Source organism: Sunxiuqinia rutila, from assembly GCF_050589705.1.
In the GTDB taxonomy this organism is placed as follows: Bacteria; Bacteroidota; Bacteroidia; order Bacteroidales; family Prolixibacteraceae; genus Sunxiuqinia; species Sunxiuqinia rutila.
Genome location: NZ_JBNGOT010000011.1, coordinates 126481 through 147881, shown reverse-complemented (window position 1 = coordinate 147881; position 21401 = coordinate 126481). Strand labels below are relative to the sequence as shown.

General features: G+C 44.6%; 19 protein-coding genes, 1 tRNA gene and 1 other RNA gene. 7 read left to right on the top strand and 14 right to left on the bottom strand.

The features are described from left to right. Position 1: 1 nt before the first annotated feature. A tRNA-Thr gene (locus tag ACRD6K_RS14830) sits at positions 2-75 on the bottom strand. A gap of 1 nt (position 76) precedes the next feature. Then, an RNA gene (gene ffs, locus ACRD6K_RS14825) (signal recognition particle sRNA small type) lies at positions 77-176 on the bottom strand. 211 nt (positions 177-387) lie between these two features. Here ffs and ACRD6K_RS14820 point away from each other — a divergent pair. Both ACRD6K_RS14820 and ACRD6K_RS14815 read left to right on the top strand, forming a co-directional pair. Continuing rightward, positions 388-939 carry a DUF4199 domain-containing protein gene (locus tag ACRD6K_RS14820; protein ID WP_299576335.1) on the top strand — a complete coding sequence of 184 codons (552 nt, stop codon included), beginning with the start codon at positions 388-390 and terminating at the stop codon, positions 937-939. 6 nt (positions 940-945) lie between these two features. Continuing rightward, positions 946-1899, top strand: a complete 954-nt coding sequence (locus ACRD6K_RS14815; protein ID WP_430973873.1) for a glycosyltransferase family 2 protein — start codon at positions 946-948, stop codon at positions 1897-1899. Positions 1900-1903: 4 nt separating this feature from the next. Here the strand turns inward: ACRD6K_RS14815 and ACRD6K_RS14810 are convergent, their stop codons facing one another. Both ACRD6K_RS14810 and ACRD6K_RS14805 read right to left on the bottom strand, forming a co-directional pair. After that, positions 1904-2758, bottom strand: coding sequence for a Nif3-like dinuclear metal center hexameric protein (locus ACRD6K_RS14810; RefSeq protein WP_430973872.1), 855 nt, complete (start codon positions 2756-2758; stop codon positions 1904-1906). Between the two features lie 55 nt (positions 2759-2813). Beyond that, the gene (locus ACRD6K_RS14805) at positions 2814-3944 is read right to left on the bottom strand and encodes a hypothetical protein (RefSeq protein WP_430973871.1); all 1131 of its coding nucleotides are present in this window, start codon (positions 3942-3944) and stop codon (positions 2814-2816) included. Between the two features lie 167 nt (positions 3945-4111). On the opposite strand from ACRD6K_RS14805, the gene ACRD6K_RS14800 reads away from it, so the two are divergent. Further along, positions 4112-5452 carry an MFS transporter gene (locus tag ACRD6K_RS14800; RefSeq protein ID WP_430973870.1) on the top strand — a complete coding sequence of 447 codons (1341 nt, stop codon included), beginning with the start codon at positions 4112-4114 and terminating at the stop codon, positions 5450-5452. Positions 5453-5508: 56 nt separating this feature from the next. After that, positions 5509-6990, top strand: coding sequence for a DUF1080 domain-containing protein (locus ACRD6K_RS14795; protein ID WP_430973869.1), 1482 nt, complete (start codon positions 5509-5511; stop codon positions 6988-6990). Here ACRD6K_RS14795 and ACRD6K_RS14790 read toward each other — a convergent pair. Next, positions 6987-7709 (bottom strand): cytidylate kinase-like family protein, encoded by a 723-nt coding sequence (locus tag ACRD6K_RS14790; RefSeq protein WP_430973868.1) that lies wholly within the window; start codon positions 7707-7709, stop codon positions 6987-6989. The two genes, ACRD6K_RS14795 and ACRD6K_RS14790, sit on opposite strands and share 4 nt — an antisense overlap. Before the next feature lie 185 nt (positions 7710-7894). On the opposite strand from ACRD6K_RS14790, the gene ACRD6K_RS14785 reads away from it, so the two are divergent. Next, positions 7895-9280 (top strand): aminopeptidase P family protein, encoded by a 1386-nt coding sequence (locus tag ACRD6K_RS14785; protein ID WP_430973867.1) that lies wholly within the window; start codon positions 7895-7897, stop codon positions 9278-9280. A 29-nt stretch (positions 9281-9309) separates the two neighbouring features. Here the strand turns inward: ACRD6K_RS14785 and ACRD6K_RS14780 are convergent, their stop codons facing one another. Continuing rightward, positions 9310-9744: an arsenate reductase/protein-tyrosine-phosphatase family protein gene (locus ACRD6K_RS14780; protein WP_430973866.1), complete on the bottom strand. Its 435-nt coding sequence runs from the start codon at positions 9742-9744 to the stop codon at positions 9310-9312. Between the two features lie 208 nt (positions 9745-9952). Between ACRD6K_RS14780 and ACRD6K_RS14775 the strand changes: the two genes are divergently transcribed. Then, on the top strand, positions 9953-11089 hold the full coding sequence (locus tag ACRD6K_RS14775; protein ID WP_430973865.1) for an ATP-binding protein: 1137 nt from the start codon (positions 9953-9955) through the stop codon (positions 11087-11089). Positions 11090-11231: 142 nt separating this feature from the next. On the opposite strand, the gene ACRD6K_RS14770 is transcribed toward ACRD6K_RS14775, so the two are convergent. From ACRD6K_RS14770 to ACRD6K_RS14745, 6 genes are all read right to left on the bottom strand, one after another. Next, positions 11232-12884 (bottom strand): SulP family inorganic anion transporter, encoded by a 1653-nt coding sequence (locus ACRD6K_RS14770; protein ID WP_430973864.1) that lies wholly within the window; start codon positions 12882-12884, stop codon positions 11232-11234. Positions 12885-13115: 231 nt separating this feature from the next. Beyond that, positions 13116-13535, bottom strand: a complete 420-nt coding sequence (locus ACRD6K_RS14765) for an RrF2 family transcriptional regulator (RefSeq protein WP_299576357.1) — start codon at positions 13533-13535, stop codon at positions 13116-13118. A 19-nt stretch (positions 13536-13554) separates the two neighbouring features. Beyond that, complete coding sequence (locus ACRD6K_RS14760) at positions 13555-14130, bottom strand: YceI family protein (protein WP_430973863.1); 576 nt, start codon at positions 14128-14130, stop codon at positions 13555-13557. Between the two features lie 143 nt (positions 14131-14273). Then, positions 14274-15437, bottom strand: coding sequence for a hypothetical protein (locus ACRD6K_RS14755; RefSeq protein WP_430973862.1), 1164 nt, complete (start codon positions 15435-15437; stop codon positions 14274-14276). A 37-nt stretch (positions 15438-15474) separates the two neighbouring features. Continuing rightward, positions 15475-16038, bottom strand: a complete 564-nt coding sequence (locus ACRD6K_RS14750; protein ID WP_299576363.1) for a YceI family protein — start codon at positions 16036-16038, stop codon at positions 15475-15477. Between the two features lie 188 nt (positions 16039-16226). Further along, a complete protein-coding gene (locus tag ACRD6K_RS14745) occupies positions 16227-17681 on the bottom strand; it encodes an aminoacyl-histidine dipeptidase (RefSeq protein ID WP_430973861.1) in 1455 nt (484 codons plus the stop codon). A 187-nt stretch (positions 17682-17868) separates the two neighbouring features. Between ACRD6K_RS14745 and ACRD6K_RS14740 the strand changes: the two genes are divergently transcribed. Beyond that, a complete protein-coding gene (locus ACRD6K_RS14740) occupies positions 17869-19074 on the top strand; it encodes an L-serine ammonia-lyase (RefSeq protein WP_430973860.1) in 1206 nt (401 codons plus the stop codon). A 101-nt stretch (positions 19075-19175) separates the two neighbouring features. Here ACRD6K_RS14740 and ACRD6K_RS14735 read toward each other — a convergent pair whose 3' ends face one another. Both ACRD6K_RS14735 and ACRD6K_RS14730 read right to left on the bottom strand, forming a co-directional pair. Next, complete coding sequence (locus tag ACRD6K_RS14735; protein WP_430973859.1) at positions 19176-20327, bottom strand: hypothetical protein; 1152 nt, start codon at positions 20325-20327, stop codon at positions 19176-19178. Between the two features lie 169 nt (positions 20328-20496). After that, a complete protein-coding gene (locus ACRD6K_RS14730) occupies positions 20497-21363 on the bottom strand; it encodes a phosphatase PAP2 family protein (RefSeq protein WP_430973858.1) in 867 nt (288 codons plus the stop codon). Positions 21364-21401 lie beyond the last annotated feature (38 nt).

Below are 21401 nucleotides of genomic sequence, written 5' to 3'. Positions count from 1 at the left end.
GAGCCGAATCTCAGATTCGAACTGAGGACCCCGAGATTACAAATCACGTGCTCTGGCCAACTGAGCTAATTCGGCAGGTGGGTAAGCTACCTGTGTCGCACCGCTACAACCACCTACCCTTGCTGCCTTCCGACCCTGGGGGGATTCAGCGGGAGCTGGTCGCACAGGACTTACCCGGCGACAAAAGTAGAAAAAATTGTATTCCCAACAAACGAAAGTTGCGGGCGAACGCAACTTTTTTTCGCCCGGTTTTCTAACCAATTATTGATCAGCGATATCTTTTGAAATATTTTTTCGAATAATTTCTTTAAACAAAACAAGCGCGCTGTAAAGTGTACTTGTGAAAAATCCAATATATTTGTCTGGTACCAATAAATCATATTAATCATGGAAGAAAAATCGACTTTTTGGAAATCGGCAATGACCTATGGTATTTACTTGGCTGTTGCACTTATCTTTTACAACGTTATTCTTTATGTAACGGGTGAAAACATGAATACAACCCTGGGATTAGTTACCTGGTTGATTATGGGGGTTGGCATTTACTTGTGTCAAAAAGGCTACAGAGATAAAGAGTTAGACGGATCTATTGAGTATAGCAAGGCCCTGGGGTTTGGTGTTTCGGTGATGCTGTTTGCCGGTGTATTAAACGCTTTGTACTCGGTCATTTTAATGAAGATTGATCCCAGTATTATGGACCAGGTGCGGATTTTGCAGGAAGAAGCCATGATGAAGCAAGGCTTGTCTGATGAGCAGATTGAAGCGGCCGGAGAAATGATGACTCGCTTTCAAAGCCCCTTGATTATTGTCCTTTCAAGTTTGTTTACCTTCGCGTTTATTGGATTTATTATATCTTTGATCACTTCCATTTTCATAAAAAGAAAGTCAGACGAAAACGCTTTTGATGAGGCGATGGGGGAAGTTAAATCTGAAGATTAGTAAAATATGAATATTTCCGTAGTTATTCCTTTGTTTAATGAAGAAGAGTCGTTGCCTGAATTGGCTAAATGGATTAAACGGGTGATGGATGCTAACCAGTTTAGCTATGAAATTATCTTTGTTGATGATGGCAGCACCGATTTATCCTGGAAGGTGATTCAGGATTTGCACCAGGGAAACCGGCAAATAAAGGGCATTAAATTCAGGAGGAACTACGGGAAATCTGCTGCACTGTATGCCGGCTTTGCGGCTACTGCCGGCGATGTGGTGATAACCATGGATGCCGACTTGCAGGATAATCCGGAAGAAATTCCGGAAATGTACCGGATGGTTGTGGAAGACAATTTCGATTTGGTTTCGGGCTGGAAAAAGAAACGCTATGACCCGGTTTTATCGAAAAATATTCCAAGTAAGTTTTACAACTGGATTGCCCGCAAGGCCACCGGGATTAAGATTCATGATTTCAATTGTGGCCTGAAAGCTTACCGAAGCCAGGTCGTTAAATCCATCGAGGTGTATGGCGAAATGCACCGTTATATTCCTATTCTGGCGAAATGGGCCGGATTTAAACGAATTGGCGAAAAAGTGGTAAAACACCAGGAACGAAAATATGGTGTAACCAAGTTTGGAATTGAGCGGTTTATTCGTGGCCCGCTTGACTTGCTATCCGTGATTTTCATTTCGCGTTTCAGTAAAAAGCCCATGCATTTTTTTGGCGTGTTGGGCTCGCTGGTGTTTCTGGTCGGTTTGATTTCCACCATTACCGTGGGCGTGAATAAACTGGTAGCGCTTGCTGAGCAGGTTCCTGCTCCTCGGGTAACCGACACCCCTTATTTTTTTCTGGCATTGACTGCCATGATTATCGGAACCCAATTGTTTTTGGCCGGGTTCATTGGTGAGCTGGTATCGCGCAATGCTTCGGAACGAAACAAATACCTGGTAGAAGATACCTTGGAATAAGCGCTCAAAAATCGTCTTCGTTCGGTGTCCAGTAGGGAACCTGATTCTCTGAGAAGTGAATGGGCACACCTTTGATAAAGCTTGTCATCCATTCGGCCAGGTAGGCCATGCCTGCTTCTTCTGACTTAAGATGCCCCAAAAAGATAACCGCTTTGGGTTTGCCTTGCATCACCGCATCATTGATGTACTGATAGGTTTCCCATTCTTGTGCTTCGCCGGCAATAATTACATCAACATCTTGTAGCAGGGCAATTTGCCGTTTGGCTCCGGGAGCTCCAAGAGCCAACCCAATTTTAGAGACTTCAAGAGCGGGATCTCCAATGACGCGAATTCCCGGTATTTCAAACACCGACTGAAGTTTATGGGCCAGGTCTTTCAAGGACTGACTTTGGGTTTTCACCAGGTTTATATGATTGGCTACCGTTTGATTGGCCCAGCCCAGCTTATCAAGCATGCCAACATAAATGCCGTCTGGCTGATGGCGGTGCCAATGATCATGAAAGCGCCAGATGATTAATTCATGGGCTTTGATGTAAGCCAGTTTATCTTGCAACACCGGGTCATCCTGCAAATCTTTCGTTTCATCCAAATGATTGTAAAAGACGGGTTCGTGCGTAATAATGAGGTTACAGTTTTTAGCCACGGCCTCCTGCAGAACCTGCATGTCGGCAAACATGCAACAAAGCACACCGGTAACCTGCTCGTTAGGATCACCACTTTTAAAGGTGTCAACTGTTTCGTTGTCCCAATCGCAGGATAGCTGGGTTTTTAACTGATCAATGATTTGTTGGGCTGTTTGGCCCTGAGTAGTCAGACTGAAAAGTGTAGTCAGCAGAAAAAGGAATATTCGTGAAACCATGGTTGTTGATTTTTAGGTTCTACGAAAATACGTTTTTCAGCTGGCCCCGAAAAGTTTAATTCTGCTTTTGCTCATATTTTTCCAGTTGGCGAATCACCTTTCGATTGCTAATGGGCTGCTGGTTCAAAAATTGAAACGCCTTGCGGGCGATGAACTGGTTTTCATGGTTGAGTAAGCTGGCAATAATCTTTTCACTTTCACGATTGCTAGCCTGATGAATGGTAAAAAGATCCAGAACATGTTTAACCATAGAGCCATTCAGTTCCGGAAGATTTTCTGCCAGCGTTAACTGGATAGAGGTGGCCAGCTTGGGGGCTTCTCCCAATTTGTTAAGTATTTTAACTTGTGTGAAGTAGGAACTGTTTTCAAAATGGCTGAATAACTTTAATTGGTCTTTTTCATTGTCCAGCCAGTTGGACGGAATCCCCTCAATGGCTTTGTTAGAGACCAGCAGTTCGTTGCTTGCAGTCAGCGCGAAAAGTTTATCCTGCAAGGCTTTGGTCCATGCCATGTCGGAAGGAATGTTCTCAAGGCCCCAGATGACATCTTGCTGGTTGGAACTGTTGAGGATTTCAATAGCTAAATCAGGCTGAAGATGCTTTTGGGTGTGGGCTTGAATCTTTTTTGAAGTTGTTCCATGCACGATGTGCCAAAGGGTATAGCTGGTGTAAACGGCATTTTCAACAATATAATCCTTTACCCCGGCAATGGTTGCAGCACTTACGCCATCCACTTCATCGTTTTCAACCATCGGAACCAATTCTTCCATCCGGTAATTTGCCAGGTTCGAGTAGGGATCAGCCAGCAAGGCATGCAAATGCTCGTAGTCTTGCTGAGTGAAAGGATCGTGCTCTGTTTTACTTAGAAATTCACCTTGGGGAAGTTGAAATCCCAGGTACCTCCCGGTAACTGTCCAGTATAAGGTAATATTCAGTAAACGGCATTCGCCATCAATGCAAACACCGGTCAGGATTTTGCGGGAATAGGAGTGAAGCAGGCCATCTTCATTTTTAATGATGAACAGGGTATCACCAGGAATCGTGTCATTAAAGTTGACAACTTCGTGGGAGATGGTTGTATTTTGAGCCGGAAAGGTTGGGGAATGAAAATAAGTTAGCGTTTCCGGATTTTTCCCGGACAAGCTCAGTAAGACAACTGCAAAAAGTAAGTAAATAGTACGGTTCATGTTTTTTTGATCAATCTGAATATCAACGAAATTTGGAACGATTTGTTTATGCAAAAGTAATAAAAGACCTAAAAACAGACCTTCAGCTCCTTTTAAGAAATTGTGAAAAGTGGCATTCATTCAAGGGCTAGCGAACAGGGAGCCTGATTTAGCGGTAGCTTTGCAGCATGAATAAGCAAGCATACAATAGGGTTCCTTTTAATCCGGCTAACTCCCCAGTGTTTTATGGGTGGTTTGTGTTGTTGTTCGGAACTTTGGGGATTATTATGAGTGTGCCCGGGCAGACTATGGGCGTGTCTACATTTACAGACCATCTGATTGATGCACTTCGTTTTAGTCGGAATGAGTTGAGCACGGCTTATTTGCTGGGAACTATTTCAAGCTCTTTTATGCTTACCCGTGCGGGGAAAGTGTATGACAAAATAGGAGCAAGATGGCTGGGCACAATCATAACGATTTCGATGGGATTGGTGCTGATTTACCTGAGCCAGGTTGATCGTATTGCTTTTGGATTGGGAAGCTTACTGGGCAAGGATTCCGTTCAGTTTTACCTGAGCTTTTTCCTGGTTATGACTGGTTTTTTCTTGTTGCGCTTTACTGGCCAAGGGGTATTAACCATGGTTTCACGCAACATGATGATGAAATGGTTTAACCGGAAACGAGGACTGACCAATGGAATCAGCAGCGTGTTTGTTTCTTTGGGTTTTGCGGTAGCCCCACTTATTTTCGATTACCTGATTGAAAGCTATAACTGGCGTTGGGCCTGGATCTTGCTGGCTTTGGTTGCAGGTTTTGGCTTTAGTTTGGTTGCGCTGGTCTTTTTTCGGGATAACCCGGAAGACTGTGGGCTGGAGCAGGATGGCGATACGGCAGAACAGGTTGAAGAACAACAGCGGGTGATGCATAAAGTGGAGAAACAATTTACACTTAAAGAAGCTCAACGCACATTTCCTTTTTGGGTGCTGGTTGTGGCTTTGTCTATGCAGGCGCTGTACATTACAGGTTTTACTTTCAATTTGGTGTCTATTTTTGAGGCGGCAGCCATGGATAAAACCATTGCTTTGGCTGTTTTTGTTCCCACAGCTGCCATTTCTGTTTTTATTTCCCTTGCCGGAGGCTGGCTCAGCGATCATATCAAAATGAAGTATTTGTTGCTGGTGTTTTTATTCGGACAAATGGTTTCCATGATCAGCCTGTCTTTTTTAGCTCCGGGCCTGCCATACTTTTTCTTAATCATCGGAAACGGAATTGTTGGAGGTTTGTTTAGCGTGCTGTCTTCGGTGGTTTGGCCTCGTTTTTATGGGCGTAAACACCTGGGAGCCATCAGCGGATTTGCCATGAGCGCTTTGGTTTTTTTCAGTGCCATGGGACCTTTGCTGTTTAGCTTTTCTTTTACCAAGCTGGGGGCTTATTCCTGGGCGGCCTATTTGTGTCTGGCCATTGTTACCGTTAATTTCATAGCTGCTTTTAAGGCTGAAAACCCGCAAGAGAAAATGGCCGCTAAATAGCCTGTTTTTCAGCTGGAACTTTATCTTTGTTGGAGTAACCAACAAAACCTTAAATCATGAAAAACTCGTTACGGGCTGTTTGGGCTTTTACAGTTCTGCTATGCACTGTTTCCTGCCAAATGAAATCTCAGGATGAATGGATCTCTTTGTTTAATGGAAAAAAACTGGACGGCTGGGAAGCTATGGAGCATCCGGAGTCTTTTCGGGTGGAGGATGGCGCTATTGTTTGCCAGGGCAAACGGGCACATTTGTTTTACACCGGAGGAGAAGACCACGGCATTTACAAAAATTTTGAGCTGAAAGCCCGCGTAATGACTAAGCCGGGTGCGAATTCCGGCATATTTATTCATTCGAAAAAACAGGAAAAAGGCTGGCCATTAAAAGGCTACGAAGTTCAGGTCAATAACTCGTATCAAGGGGCAGGTGACTTTGTGGAGCTGAAAAAAACGGGAAGCCTTTATGGGATCCGGAATGTGTATTACCCCATGGTTCAGGATGACGAGTGGTTCGATATGACTGTTAAAGTTGTGGAGAACCAGGTGCAGGTTTTTATCAACGGCATTCAGGTGGTCGACTACATTCAGCCCGAAAAACCTTACCGCCCGTACAACGATCAGTACAAAGTGCTGGATCGCGGTTGTTTTGCCTTGCAGGCACATGATCCGAACAGCACCGTTTACTTTAAGGATATTCAGTTAAAAGTACTTCCGGAAGGGGAGAAACAAGTGCCTCCGGCTGATCTGGCATGGGATACGAAGATAACCAAGTTGCACCTGGCAAACTTCCCGGTTATTGATTTTCATGTACACCTAAAGGGTGGGCTGACCATTGAACAGGCGGCTCAAAACTCCATGAAACTGGGCATCAATTATGGTATTGCTCCAAACTGTGGGCTAAAATTTCCGGTTACCGATGATGAATCGCTTTATGCCTACATGGATACCGTTAGCGGAAAGCCCATTTTCAGAGGGATGCAGGCTGAAGGACGCGAATGGGTTACCTTGTTTTCGCCGGAAGCCATTGCCCGTTTCGATTATGTGTTTACCGATGCGATGACCTGGACGGATGATAAAGGCCGAAGGATGCGCCTTTGGATGCCGGAAGAGGTATTTGTGGATGATGAACAGGATTTTATGGAGCAACTGCTCACCCGCATTGAAGCGGTTGTGTCTCAGGAGCCCATCGATATTCATGTTAATCCGACATATTTGCCGGAAGTGCTGGCTGATAAGTATGACGAGTTGTGGACGGACAAACGCATAGACCGGTTCGTAAACGTGCTGGTAGAGCGTGGGGTTGCTTTGGAGATCAACTCACGCTTGAATCTTCCGTCCGAGAAAATTTTGCGGCGTGCGCAAGAAGCCGGGGTGAAATTTACCATGGGAACCAATAATATAACGCCTGACTTTGGGCGACTGGATTACTCGCTCGAAATGGTGGAAAAACTGGGATTAACCTATAAAGATATGTTCATGCCCAAGCCTGCTGGGCAGAAGCCTGTTCAGCTAAAAGGCCTGCCAGCTGAAATAACAGGCTAGAAGTACGACATGTTGGATCGAAACTGTTCGGTAATCCCTTTCAGTTCGATTGCCGACTTGATGAGTTTTACCACATCGTCCGGTTTGAACCTGGACACATTGATGGTTAGATCAAACAATTCTTCGGGATGCTTTTTGTTGATGTAATGTTTACGAAAGGCGTCCCGTTTTTTTTCGGTGTCGTTGATGATCTTAAGTGCATCTTCCACGGAAATGTTTTTGCGGGAGGCTATTTGTTCAATCCGCCATTCGAAGGGAGCCTCCAACCGAATGTGTAAGGAGTGCTCAATGTCTTTAGCGATGATGTGTCCGGCCCGGCCGACTATGATGCAGCAACCATCAACGGCGAATCCCTTAATTACTTCCTTGACGGTTTTCAGAATCATCCGGTCACTTTTATACATTTTGGCATTAAACGCTTCAATAATTTCATCAAAGGTGGAGTGTTGGTCGGGAGTGAATAGCCGGTTGACTTTTCGCGGATCAAGTTCCAGCTGTCGGGCGCTTTCGTGGAGCACCTCTTTACTGATCACCTGCCATTTTTTGCAAATGACAAATTCATTCAAGGCTTCGGCAAGAACTTCGGCAATTTTTACGCCGCCACACCCCACTTGTCTTGAAATGGTAACTACCGGACCTGCAATCTGATGCTTTTCACGTTGACGAGGGGTGAGGTCGCCAAAGCGCTTGTTCATATAATTTAATAAGGAATTTTCCATGACGGTTTGATTTTAAGTGTTTACTTAAGTTTACGGATTCATAATAAATCAGTTATATGTTTGTTAGTACAAAATCAATCCGCATTTTTTTCGTAAATTCTATTGCGTTTTGCCAAAAGTCATACCCAGCCAAGGGAATAGTTAGTACCTTTCCGTTCTAGAAATTAATTGTAAATAGTAACGCTATGTTTAGTCAAGATACGTATAGAGCGAGACGTCAGAAATTAACCGAAAAGATGGGAGACGGGCTGGTTCTTATTTTGGGAAATGCAGACTCGTCAATGAATTACAAAGACAATGTCTATCATTTCAGACAGGACAGTAACTTTCTTTATTTTTTTGGACTCGACATTCAAAATCTGGCCGGGCTTATTGATTTAAATTCCGGAGAAGAGGTTTTATTTGGTGATGATTTTACCATTGATGATATTATCTGGATGGGGCCTCAAGCGAGCATGCAGGAGCAAGCCGCAAAAGTTGGCGTTAAAAAAACGATGCCTTTCAAGCACTTATTCAACTATGTTGGTGATGCTGTTAAGCAAGGGCGGAAGATTCACTTTACGCCTCCATACCGTGGTGAGAATAAGTTAATGCTGTACGAATTGACGGGGATTCCAGCTTCTCAGCAACAAGAGCAAGCATCGCTCGAGTTAATTAAAGCCATTGTTGATTTGCGCTCAGTAAAAGAAGCCGGAGAGATTGCCGAGCTTAAAAAAGCTGCTGCCGCTGGTTATGAAATGCATGTGGCAGCCATGAAAATGGCCATGCCCGGCGTATGGGAACAAACCATCGCGGGCACCATTGAAGGAATTTCGCTGGCCAATGGTAACCCCCCTTCGTTTCCGATTATCTTGTCGCAAAATGGCGAAACCCTGCACAACCATGATCACTCGAACCTGTTGCAGGAAGGTAAGCTGATGTTGGTTGATGCCGGCGCTCAAACCAGTATGTATTATGCATCAGATTTTACCCGTACTTCACCCGTGGGCGGAAAATTTAGCCAGCAACAGCGCGAAGTATATGAGGTTGTTTTAGCGGCCAATAACCAGGCAACTGGCTTGGCAAAACCCGGAGTTAGCTATCTGTCAGTTCACCTGGAAGTGGCAAAAGTGATTGTCTCTGGGCTGAAAGAGCTTGGCCTGATGAAAGGGGACGTTGATACGGCCGTTCAGGCGGGGGCACATGCTTTGTTTATGCCGCATGGACTGGGACATATGATGGGCTTGGATGTGCATGACATGGAAGATCTAGGTCAAATTTATGTTGGTTATGATGACGAAATTCGTCCAAGCAACCAATTTGGAACGGCCTCCTTACGACTTGGCCGAAAACTGCAGCCGGGTTTTGTGATCACCAATGAGCCGGGAATCTATTTTATTCCGGCTTTAATGGATAAATGGAAGACTGAAAAAATAAATACCGACTTCATTAATTTTGATCGTCTGGAAGCCTACCGCAATTTTGGAGGTATTCGTCTGGAAGATGATCTGTTGATTACTGAAAATGGGTGCGAACTGCTTGGTGAACGAATTCCGATAACTCCGGATGAAGTGGAAGCCACGATGAAATAGAGGGTTAAAAAGAAGGATTAAGAAGGCTGCTATTGGGCAGCCTTTCCTTTTAAAATCCGGTGGTAGAAATAGTCGAGTTCATTGCTCATCTCGTCGCGCAAATGGCTGTAGGCGTCCTGCGGATCTGCAAAGTGACGATCAGCCCTATTGGGGTTGGCAAAGGTGAGATGAAGCTTATGCTTATACTGAACCGGTAAGTGATGATATTCCTCCTTGGTTTGTTCCCCCAAAGTGATTAGGTAATCCATGAGGGTGTCCTTAAAAGCTGTTGGAAGCTTCATGTCCTGACTGTCTATCGATAAGCCAATCTCTTGCAGGGCTGTTAAGGCCATCGGATGTATGGTTTGGATCGGTTTTATTCCGGCCGAATAAATGTGAAGATCAGGGGCAATGGATTGAAGAATTGCCTTCGCCATTAAACTTTTACAGGATGATCCTCCGGAACAAATAAAAAGAATTTCCATAGGCTACATATTTCTTCCAGAGTAAGTTATGAAATTTATAGGAATTAGAAAAGCCTTTGTGAACAACTGTTAGCGTTCAAGCCTGTGTTGCTGAGCTGGTTGTGTGTCGGGATTATCAGACAGCGACGATTTTATAAGTCGGTTTTAAGAGCCGTGTTCTCTAAATGGTTTTTTGTATCTTGTGCTGAAGAATATTGATAAAAAGAACATGAAACAGGATTTGCAAACCCGGGAACCTTTTGAGGAAGTTCTTAAAAGTAAGATTGAAATATCTAAAATCGAGTATATTCGGGACATTTTGGCCTCTATGTCTTCCGTCGTTTGTATTCTTAATGTGAGCAATCAAATTGTTTTTTTGAACGACACCCTGCTTAAAAAATATAATTTGGATTTAGAAGAACATGTGCTGGGTGTTCGACCGGGAGAATTGTTCAACTGTGTGAATGCCCAAAACGATACGGGAGGCTGCGGGACCACTGAAAAGTGTGAGTATTGCGGGGCAAAAGCAGCCTTTGACCGGGCCTGGGAAGAAAGGAAAAGGGTTGTTCGTGAGTGCAAGATTGTTTCGAAAAAGGAGGATGAAATCTTTCAGCTTGACCTGGAGGTAACGGCTACCCCAATTGCTTTTGATAAAGAATACCTGATTGTATCCATTAATGATATTACGGATCAGAAAAGAAAAGTCTTGTTGGAGCGTATTTTCTTTCACGATATTATGAATATTGCCGGGAGCCTGAGTGGTGTACTGGGGTTAATGCCAATGCTGGAGGAGGAGGAAAAGCAGGAATACCTTGATATTGCAAATTCACTGACCGAGCAGATTGTGGATGAAATACGAGGTCAGCAACAAATGATAAAAGCTGAATCCGGAGAGCTGATTCCCAACTTTCAATCGATTGATATTGAATCTCTGCTCCGTAAACTTGCAGATCAGATTCGATGCCACAGTGTTTCGAATGAACGGGGAATTGATTTGATAAATGAGGCCAGTGTTGAACGAATTTATTCCGATCATACCTTATTAATTCGGGTTTTGATCAATATGGTGAAAAATGCCATGGAAGCCATTCCTAAAGGAGATCGTATTGTTTTAAAGGCTTTTGATATCCGTGATGGCATTCGTTTTAGTGTTCATAACAACACGTTTATTCCTCATGAAATTCAGATGCAGATTTTTCAACGTTCCTACTCAACCAAGGGGGACAACCGAGGGGTGGGAACCTACAGCATGAAGTTGCTGGGCGAAAAATACCTGAAAGGGAATGTTGGCTTTACCAGTACAGAGGAAGAGGGCACTACTTTCTTTATTGATTTGCCTGTTTCCAGGATTAATGGCAGTGCCTGATGTAGGAATAATTTCTGCAACATTCGGTTGCCGATGAAAAAACGATAAAAAGAAAGCTCGCTGATCAGATTGAATTTTTCATGCTGATCAGCGAGCTTACTTATGTTTTAAATGCTACCAGCTTTGGTAGCTTTTGGGTTATTTACTTGTCGATTGGCTTGGATGCTGCAAACGCTTTGGCTTTCTGCAGGGCAAGGTCAAATCCGGGTAGAATCATGCCGGGCTCCAGCAAGTTTACAATGTCGTTTTTTTCCAGTTCCTGCAGCACCTCTGCACGTACGCCCGAAAGAATTACTTTTGTTTTGATGTGATGAAGGTCGGTAATCACATCTTTCAGGTTGTGTACGCCCGTTGCATCGATGAAAGGAACATGGCGCATGCGAATAATGAGCACATCCGATTTTTGGCCTATCTTTTTCAGCGTAGAGCAATACTGCTTAGCCGAAGCAAAAAAGAAAGGACCACTAACTTCGTAGATGGCAAGCCCGGCCGGCAGGTCTCCATAGTTTTCCAAAACATCGCTGTCAACTTCCAATTCCGTTTTTGTGCCGGCATCTGCCATTCGTTTCATGAAAAGCAAAGCGGAAAGCACCATACCAATTTGAATGGCATAGGTCAGGTCAACCAAAACAGTCAGGAAGAAGGTGACCAGCAGAATTAAAATATCAAAACCTGAGCTTTTCAGAATTGAGGCAAACGAACGCCATTCACTCATATTGTAAGCCACTACAATCAGAATACCAGCGAGGCAGGACATGGGAATCAGTTTGGCCCATTTCCCAACGAACAGCATAATGAGCAGCAAGGTAATGGCATGCACAATACCTGAAACCGGGGTGCGTCCGCCGTTTTTTACGTTTGTGGCCGTACGTGCTATGGCTCCCGTTGCCGGGATACCTCCAAAAACCGGTGTTACAATATTGGCCACGCCCTGGGCAATCAGTTCGGTGTTTGATCGGTGGTTTCCTCCAATCATGCCATCAGCCACTACGGCAGACAAAAGTGACTCAATACCTCCTAATAGGGCGATGGTCAATGCAGGAGCAAGGTAATTGCCCAGTTGGTCAAACTGGATCGAAGGAAAAGCCAGCTGAATGTTGTTGGGAATTTCTCCAAACACCGATTCAATGGTGGTTACCGGAAGCTTGAACAGCTGAACCAAGGCAGTAATCAGAATGATGGCAACGAAGGATCCCGGAATTTTAGTCGTAACTTTCCGAAAGTATACGGTAATCAGAATCGTGACCAAGGTAATGCCAACGGCAAAAGGATTAAATGTGCTTAACTCCGAGAGGTAGCTGCCCCATTTGGGCAGAAAATCGGCTGGCAGATTGGTGATTTCTAAACCCAGTGCATCTTTAATTTGAGTTGTGAAAATAACTACTGCAATACCACTGGTAAAACCAACCACGAGCGGGTGTGGAATAAATTTTAGTAAAGATCCCAGACGCATCAGGCCAAAGAGGATGAGGAAAACGCCGGCCATCATGGTCGAAATCATTAGTCCATCCAAGCCATGTGTCTGAACAATCCCATAAACAATAACAATAAAGGCTCCGGTTGGGCCGCCAATTTGAACGCGACTTCCTCCTAATACGGAAATCAGGAATCCGGCAATAACTGCCGTAACCAATCCTTTTTCAGGAGACACCCCCGAGGCAACCGCAAAGGCAATGGCTAGCGGAAGTGCAACAATACCAACAATAATGCCGGCAAAAATATCTTTCGATAGTTGTTGCTTGCTGTACCCTTGTTTCAATACAGTAAACAACTTTGGATTGAATAAATGTCCCATAAGATTTGTGGTTGAATTTTGAAGCCGCAAAGGTATGGACAATTCGCTGTCGTTATTCTCGGAACCACTTATATTTTGAAAAAATCACAGAAATGGGTCTTTATGCTTACAGATTGAACTAAGGTGAAAAGGGAAAGCTTTCCGGTTGGAAGTGCAGTTTGGGTTAGTCGTTAATGGTTGGTTTTGTGTTTGTTGTATGGGGTGTTCATGCGCACGAAGGCTTTGGACTAATTAATGATCAAGCGTTATTCGGTTTTCACAAAGGTCTTCAAGCGTTACACTTTTGAAATAATTGACAATCTGGTTGTTTAAAGTTACCCAAAATCCTTTGGCACTGCACCCCTGTTTACGATCGCAGGTAAACCCTTTGGCCAAACAGTCAATCACACAAATTCCTGCTTCAAAAGCATTGTGAATATCTAACATGGTAATTTCGGAAGCTGGCCGGGTTAAAATATAACCACTCTTTTTGCCCCGAAGGTTGATGATCAGGCCGGCAGTTTTTAGGCCCCGAATAATCTGATCCAAGTACTTGACTGACAATTCCTGGTTGGCCGCAATGTCTTTTTGCAAAATACCTTCCTGCGATTCGGCTTTTGCAATCTCAAGCATGGTCCGAATCCCATACCTGGTTTTTGTACTAAATCTCAAGGCGTTAGTTTTTTGGTTTTTATGAAAATAAAATCCTAAAACTAATAAATATTTCATCTTTAACCTTGACCAAGCCTAGAAATTTATTGGGAGGATCAATGTTGAAATCCGTTAACTTAATGGTTAGCTCGCCGGTAAGGCACCAATGGTCTCCAAAACAAGCATCCGAATAGGTTTTACAGGTGAATTGGCGGGTGATTCCGTTCATGCTTACGCCAATTGTTTTTTCATCGTAGCCGTTGGCAGCATTAAATGCGATGGATTGCGAGTCAATCTGAATGTCGATGGTGGGGTATTTTTGGGCTTGAATCAGCTTCAAAAAATCCTGCAGCATCATCTTTGAGTCGGCTGTGATCTGATCAGCCGGAATTTCAATCTCGATGACCGAATTGGCTTCATCAAAATTGGCGGGAACCTGGCAGAAATCATCTTCCCGGTACTCCATATGAAAATCATTCACATTGGTTCTTCCCTGAATGTGAACCTGATCAAACATGTAACGGCTGAATGTTTCTTTTTCAGCAGCCATCTGCGCAAAGGCAGCTGTTGTTATCAAGCTAAAAAACAAAGCCAAATATGTCAACCGGATTTTCATCTTTTATTCGTTGTACGCTTACTGGTAAAACAGGACAATTGAGTCAGGCTGGCAGGTAGGTGAGTGGTGCGCGTGCGAAGCGTTTAGAGAGAGGGAAAAGCTGCTCAGAATAAATGCGAGCAGCTTTTTTGTTGGATGATTTCTTAGAAAGAAATGGCTGCTTCTAAAACAAAGCCATTGAATTTTCCTCCAGCGATATCTCCGTGAGCCGGACCATCGTATTCCTGGTTGACATAGTCAAGTTTCATCAATACATTGGGTGTCATGTACCAACCTCCACCTACATTGGTGCGGCTTACATCTGAACCATCGTTGTCGTCAACTTTATTCAGGCGAGTACCCACATAAAAGCTTCCGAAGCGGTAAAGTGCCTGCAAAGCTGTTTGGGTGAAGTGTTGATCGGCTTCATTTCTAATACCTTTCATGTTTTCGTAGATACCAAACACTTCCAACCCGTGAAATTTCACAAATAGGTTGGCCTGGTAGCTGTTCATTTCGCTCTGGCCACTACCTGGGCTCCAGCGTCCTGAGCGGAAGTTGTCATCAGCTCCGGGAAGTGACATCACGTTGTAGTAACGGGCTCCGGCACGGTCTCCATCCCAAAGGTATGATCCGCTGTGGCCTTCGCCTACATGGTAACCCGAAAGGGTGGCACGTACTCTTAAATCTTCATTGATGTCGGTGTCGTATCCAACTTTCCAGTTGAAAACCAGGTCTTCGCCCAAATCGTTGCCACGACCGTAGTTCAGACGACCGTTGTTAGCAGCAACCAAGGCCAGGAAACCATCTTTACGGAACATGACTTCCATTCCGGGATTGGTGGTATACGCATCCATAATCCAGTTGCCCACAAATGGGTTGCTCAATACCGAAGCATTGGTGCTACGGAAGAAATGTGCATCACCGTAATTCGGATTCATAACCCCAACGCGCAGCGTAAGGTATTCCATAACCTTATCGGTAGCTGGTAGGAATGGCATTTTGTCAATGGTTAAGTAACCGCCTTCAACCCAAGCTTCGTTGTGGTGACGAGAAGACAAATACGTACGCAGGAACAGTTGGATCCCTGGTGCCAGATCAGTGGTCAAATTTAAGTTTGCTGTAGGTAAATTGAAATTATTTTTAAGGTCGCTCAGCTCTACCGGCGCCTCGTGGTCCAACATTTGAAGTTGAATCGCGAAATCGCCACCCACCTTCACTTTCACATCGTCAAAATCCTCAGCATTAATCTTTGCAGCTTCGAATTGCTGACCAAAACTTGTTACTGCAATGAATAGACTTGCAATAATGACTGTAATTTTCCTCATAATTGATTGTTAAATTTAAAATATTACGCTCTCTCTGCTACTCGTTATAAACTAACTTGTATTCTACCTTAATTTCATCTCCTGTTTTGATGGTGCCCATCATGGCTACTGGCGGCTCAACGCCAAAGTCTGACATTTTTAAATCAAGAACGCCTTGAACAGTAATTGTCCCATTGGCCGAGCTAAACTCAAAATCATCGGTTACCTTTTGCGTTTTTCCGGCAATGGTTAGTTCCAACACCACCGACCCGCTGTTTCCGTTTTGGGTTACTTGGTTTACCTTGGCTTTTATTTGCGGAAAATCATCTTCCTTCAGAGCCTCATAGGTCTTTTTGTTCATCAGGCTTCTTTCACTTTTGATGGACTTGACATCCAGCACAAAGTGTCCACCTGTCAATTGATCCAAGGCTTGGCTTTCCTGAAGCGTAATTGCTCCCTGCAGGTTCTCAACAGTCATTTCCCAGTCATGAATTGTTGAGGTCCCTTTTACCAGCATTGAACTATTTTTTGAATCCAGTTGATACTGAATTTGAGCAGTTGCAGTGTAATTGGCAACTAAAAGAAGCACCGTTAAGGTGCTGAACATTAAACTTCTAATCATTCTTTTCATGTTATCCTACCTTTCCTACTGAATTAGTAGTGCAAACATAAAAACATTTTATAATCCTGCCAATGACAGGATTAATGATCGGTTTAATTTAGAATAAGATAAAAAGGTCTTATTTTTACAACTTTATAGAAAACAGCGTGGTAGTATTGCCGCAAAATCGTTTTATGTAACAATAATAGTTAAGAAATATTTTCCAATATGTCAACTAAATGGTCCCAGAACTTGGTGACAGTATGGATATTGATGCGCTCGTCGGGGGAGTGGGCACCCAAAATTGTAGGTCCAATTGAGACCATATCCAGTTCAGGGTATTTTTCCAGAAAGAGGCCGCATTCGAGTCCGGCATGAATGGAGCGAACAACGGGCTTTTTGCCAAATAGCTTGACATAGGAATCAACGGCAACTTTCAGAATTTTACTGGATGGGTTGGGCGTCCAGCCCGGATAGCCGTCTGAGTTTTTGACTTGGGCACCTGCCAGCTCGAAAACCGAGCGAACCATTTCGGAGGCGTAGTACTTCCGGCTTTCAATTTCACTTCGCTGGCTGGTTGTTATCAATACCTGGTTCGTGTCCACAAGTTTAACCGAAGCCAGGTTAGTTGATGTTTCCACCATATCTTTCATTCGGGTACTCATTTCCAGTACTCCGTGCGGACAGGCATACAGCAGGCTGAGCAAATTCTCCTGGCTGGCTTGCGTAAATACCTGCTCAGGCACAATGGTGGAGTTGTGATCAACCACCAGGTTGGGTTCCGTCCGTTCAAACTCAAATTCAACATCGGCTGAAAACATATTGAGTTCAGCTACCAGTTGTTCTTTCTGAACATGGGGAACAATAACCGTTGCAGAGGCTTCGCGGGCAATGGCGTTGCGCAGGTTGCCTCCTTCGAAATCGGTCAGGCGTACGCCATATTTGCGAATGGCCTGCCACAGAAAACGGGTCAGGAGCTTAATTGCATTGCCCCGTCCTTTGTGAATATCATCGCCCGAATGTCCGCCTCTCAGGCCTTTAACCAAAATTTTTAAGGCGAAGGATTTTCCGGGTGTTTTTTCTTTTTCAATGCTCAGGGTTCCCAAGGTGTCAATACCTCCGGCACAGCCGATAAACAGCTCGCCGTCGTCTTCCGAATCCAGATTGATTAGGATTTTGCCTGTTAAAAAGCCTGGCTCTAAGGCAAAAGCACCGCTTAATCCGGTTTCTTCATCAACCGTAATCAGACATTCCAGCGGGCCATGTGAAATGGTGGTCGAGCTTAACAAAGCCATTTGGGCGGCAATGCCAATTCCATCGTCGGCTCCCAGGGTTGTACCCTGTGCTTTTACCCATTCACCATCGACTACCGGTACAATCGCATCGGTGTCAAAATTGAAAATCGTGTCACTGTTCTTTTCACAAACCATATCCATGTGCGCTTGTAAAATAACGGTTGGAACCTGCTCTTTACCGGGTGTGGCTGGTTTGCGAATCAGTACATTGCCAATGGTGTCCGTCTGGGCTTCCAGGCCTTGCTTTTGGGCAAAGTCAAGCAAAAAGGCTCTGATTTTTTCTTCTTTTTTTGACGGACGAGGAACCTGGCAAATAGCCTCAAAGTAATTCCAGACAGGTTGTGGGTGCAGATTTTCCAATTTTTTCATAACTCGCGATATTTACAGCGGAAAACGTTTTTCCAATTTTGAAACAGGCTCCAAAGTTAATGGATAATTAGGAACCTTATTTCTGAAAACATAATTTTTTGAAAGATGTTGACGGAAATTGGCGAAACCTGATTTTTGTTTGCTTCGTAGCTTTTTATTAACGCTTATTTTGCCCAAAATTCAGTTTATGGAATCTATTCGTGAAATCTATCGTATCGGACACGGTCCTTCCAGCAGTCATACCATGGGACCCCGAATTGCAGCTGAGCAATTTCTGACTGCGAACCCGGAGGCCGTAAAATTTAAATGTACCCTTTACGGAAGTTTGGCAGCTACCGGTAAAGGACACTTGACAGACTTTGCCGTAGATGAGGTGTTTAAACGTTTCCCTTTGGAAATTCTTTGGGAGCCCGACACCTTTCTTCCGTTTCATCCCAATGCCATGAAATTTGAAGCCTGTAGTGAGGACGGACAAAAGCTTCAGGAAAAAATTTATTACAGTGTTGGAGGCGGTGCTGTGTTGGAAGAAGGGGAACAGAAGGAAACGAAGAGGGTTTATGAATTATCGAATCTTGAAGATATTTTAAGTTGGTGCCATACCCACAAAAAACAACTTTGGGAATACGTTGAATTTAATGAAGGACCTCAAATTTGGAAATACCTGGAACAGGTTTGGAAAACCATGAACGAGGCCATTAAACGGGGCATGAAACAAGAGGGAACTTTGCCCGGAGGCTTGCATCTGCCGCGCAAATCAGCGATGTTTAAGCAGAAAGCCGAGCATTTTACCGGACCGTTTAAGAAGCGCTCGCAATTGTTTGCCTATGCCTTGGCGGTATCGGAAGAAAATGCCAGCGGTGGGCTGATTGTTACCGCACCTACTTGTGGTGCAAGCGGTGTTGTTCCCGCTGTATTGAAGTATTATAAGAAAGTTTACAAAATAGATCTGAAACACATTTTGCGTGCTTTGGCTACGGCCGGGTTGATTGGCAATTTGGTGAAACACAACGCCTCTATTTCGGGTGCCGAAGTGGGCTGCCAGGGCGAAGTAGGAACTGCCTGTGCCATGGCGTCGGCGGCAGCAACCCAGCTGATGGGAGGTACTGTAAAACAGGTTGAGTATGCGGCTGAAATGGGATTGGAGCACCATCTGGGACTGACCTGTGATCCGGTTGCCGGCCTGGTCCAGATTCCTTGTATTGAGCGCAATGCCATGGCTGCTGAGCGTTCGCTGGCACACAATACCTATGCCTTGATGAGCGATGGAGAGCATCGGATTAGTTTTGATGAAGTGGTGGAAACCATGTATCAAACCGGCAAAGATTTGTCGAACCACTACAAAGAAACCAGTAAAGGTGGGTTGGCACGTTACCAGGCCCTTCCGAAATACTAGGACAAAAAAGAAGACCAATCACTTCCGGCCATTAGGCTGAAGTGATTGGTCTTCCTGATTATTAAGGTTTGCCCCTGATTGGACAGAATACCGAAACAGGCTTAGTTGTATTTTCTGAAATAGGCGTTTAGGCGGTCGGTGAGCCGGGCATAAATGGGCCTTGTAAATTCGATGAACAGATCTTGCGGGGCTGGTGGCGGAACCGCTTTATTGTTCAGAATTCGAACTTGCTCTTTGGTTAGCACACCTTCATCACCAACAAATATTCCGTATTGATTTCGCCATAAAAACTCTCCCGGCACTTCTTCACTCAGAATCAACTTCCGGCTTTGGAACTCTTCAATTTTGACATTCAGCAAGCCTTGAGACATCACTTCATCACTGATGATTTTGATTTTTCCTCGCAAACGTTCCTGGCGTTTTTCAATACGGGTGGAGTCGCGGCCCACTTTTACTTCAACTTCACGCTCAACAATACGATCAAGGTTTTCCTGCTTTTCGAAGTGTTGCGGTTGGCCGATAAAAAAGTCATAAAACTCCATCCGTACAACCATGTCCGGGTAGTCAAGCTGTTGTCTATCTGCTTCGTCGGGCGTGTAAAAGGCCACAAAGCTGGATCTGGGGTAGAGCTGTTTCATTCGGTTGATAACTTGCTCGTAAAAGAATTCAGCCGAGAGTTCATATTTCCGCAGCGGAAAGGCAATCGATTCGAGAATAACATGAATGGTTGCCCGGTCTTTGGCCAGGTACATCTTATCCAGAACATCTTTATAAGAGGGCACCAGTTGGTCGGCCTGGGCGAAATGGTAATACGCATCCTTGGCATCTTCGCGTGTTGGCCTGGACAGGCTCATAAGTCCGGCCTGGTATCGTTCTTCGGCGGCCCGGTTGGTAGCCTCGCTCAACTCGGAGGTGTAAACTTTGGGCGAAGAAACAATTTTTCGCGCGGCAGGGATTCTGCGAATCAGGTTGCTCAGATGATTCACCCGGTTCATTACCTGGAGTGTCTTGCCCCATTTAAACGGATCGTTTCCACTCAGGATATGATCAATTTCTTCCTGGTAATAATCCATGGCCATGGAATAGCCGTTACGCACCACGCTTTGGGCTTTTTTATTGTCCGGATCACTACTCAGCCGGTTTACCGCTTTTTCAATTGCTTCGCTGTAATTTCCGCGGTCAAGTGCTTTTTTCCCCGACGAGCAGGCGCCAAGCAAAAACAAAACCACAATCAAGTACCCCCAGTTTTTCATCCACATAGTTTTTTATTTTCAATGGTAACCGATGCTACGCCTATCGAACTTTCAAGCTGAAAAAGCTTAATTCACCGTTCAATATTTCAGTTCGTTTCATTCGGTTGAAGTTGATTTTATTGAATTTTGTCAAAAATAACTTTTTTTTCTGTCCGTACTCCTTTTTGTGTTATAGGGTATAAGCCAGCTTTACCCCTTGGATGGAACCTGACCGAAAAGGGACCAGCGCAACACGTGTGTTTTTATTGTACTTTTCACTAACCAGATTCCCCACAAGAATCCCGAGTACTACACCACCTGCGACATCGCTTAGCCAATGGCGGTTGTCGTAAATTCGAGAAAGGCCGGCAGCTGTGGCAATCGAATACGAAATGATGGGGATGGCTGGGGTATCGGCATATTGGTTGGCTATAACCGATGCAACAGCAAAGGCGGCCGTCGTGTGTCCGGATGGAAAGCCGGTGCCTTCGAGGGGACCGTTAAACTCAAAAGGATCGGCTCCGGTATCGGGGCGGGCCCGGCCAATCAGGCGCTTGGGAATTTGCACAAAGAGACTGGCTAATAAGAAACTTTCACCGGCCAGCAGTGCTGTCGACTGGCTTTTGCTGTTGCCGGCCAGCAGGCCGTGAGCCATAAACCCACCAATAACGGCCAAGGCATATTCTTCGCCCAGCGGTTCCAGAAAATTGGCTGTTATTCGCTCACCCGATTTGCCGGCCTGGGTGTGCCAATCCTGAAAAGCGTCCTGTACAGGCTGGTCGACTAATGTGAGCGCAGCTAATGAAGCTGTCAATACGCCGGCGGTTGTCCAGTCGCGGCTATCCCATCGGGCCGGAGCAGTGACCAGTTTTTTGGTGTCGCGCCATCCTTTTTGAATGAATTGCCGGTTTAGCTTGAGGGTGTCAATTTGCGCCGATAATACGACGGGTAATGCAATTAAGACAATGAGCAGGTTCTTTTTTAGCATAAATGTTATTGATTTTTCAGTTGCAATGATCACAACTTTTCCTTTAGGAAACAAATTAAAATTCACCATCGAAATTTAAATTTTCTTGAAGAATAGGGATACCTTTA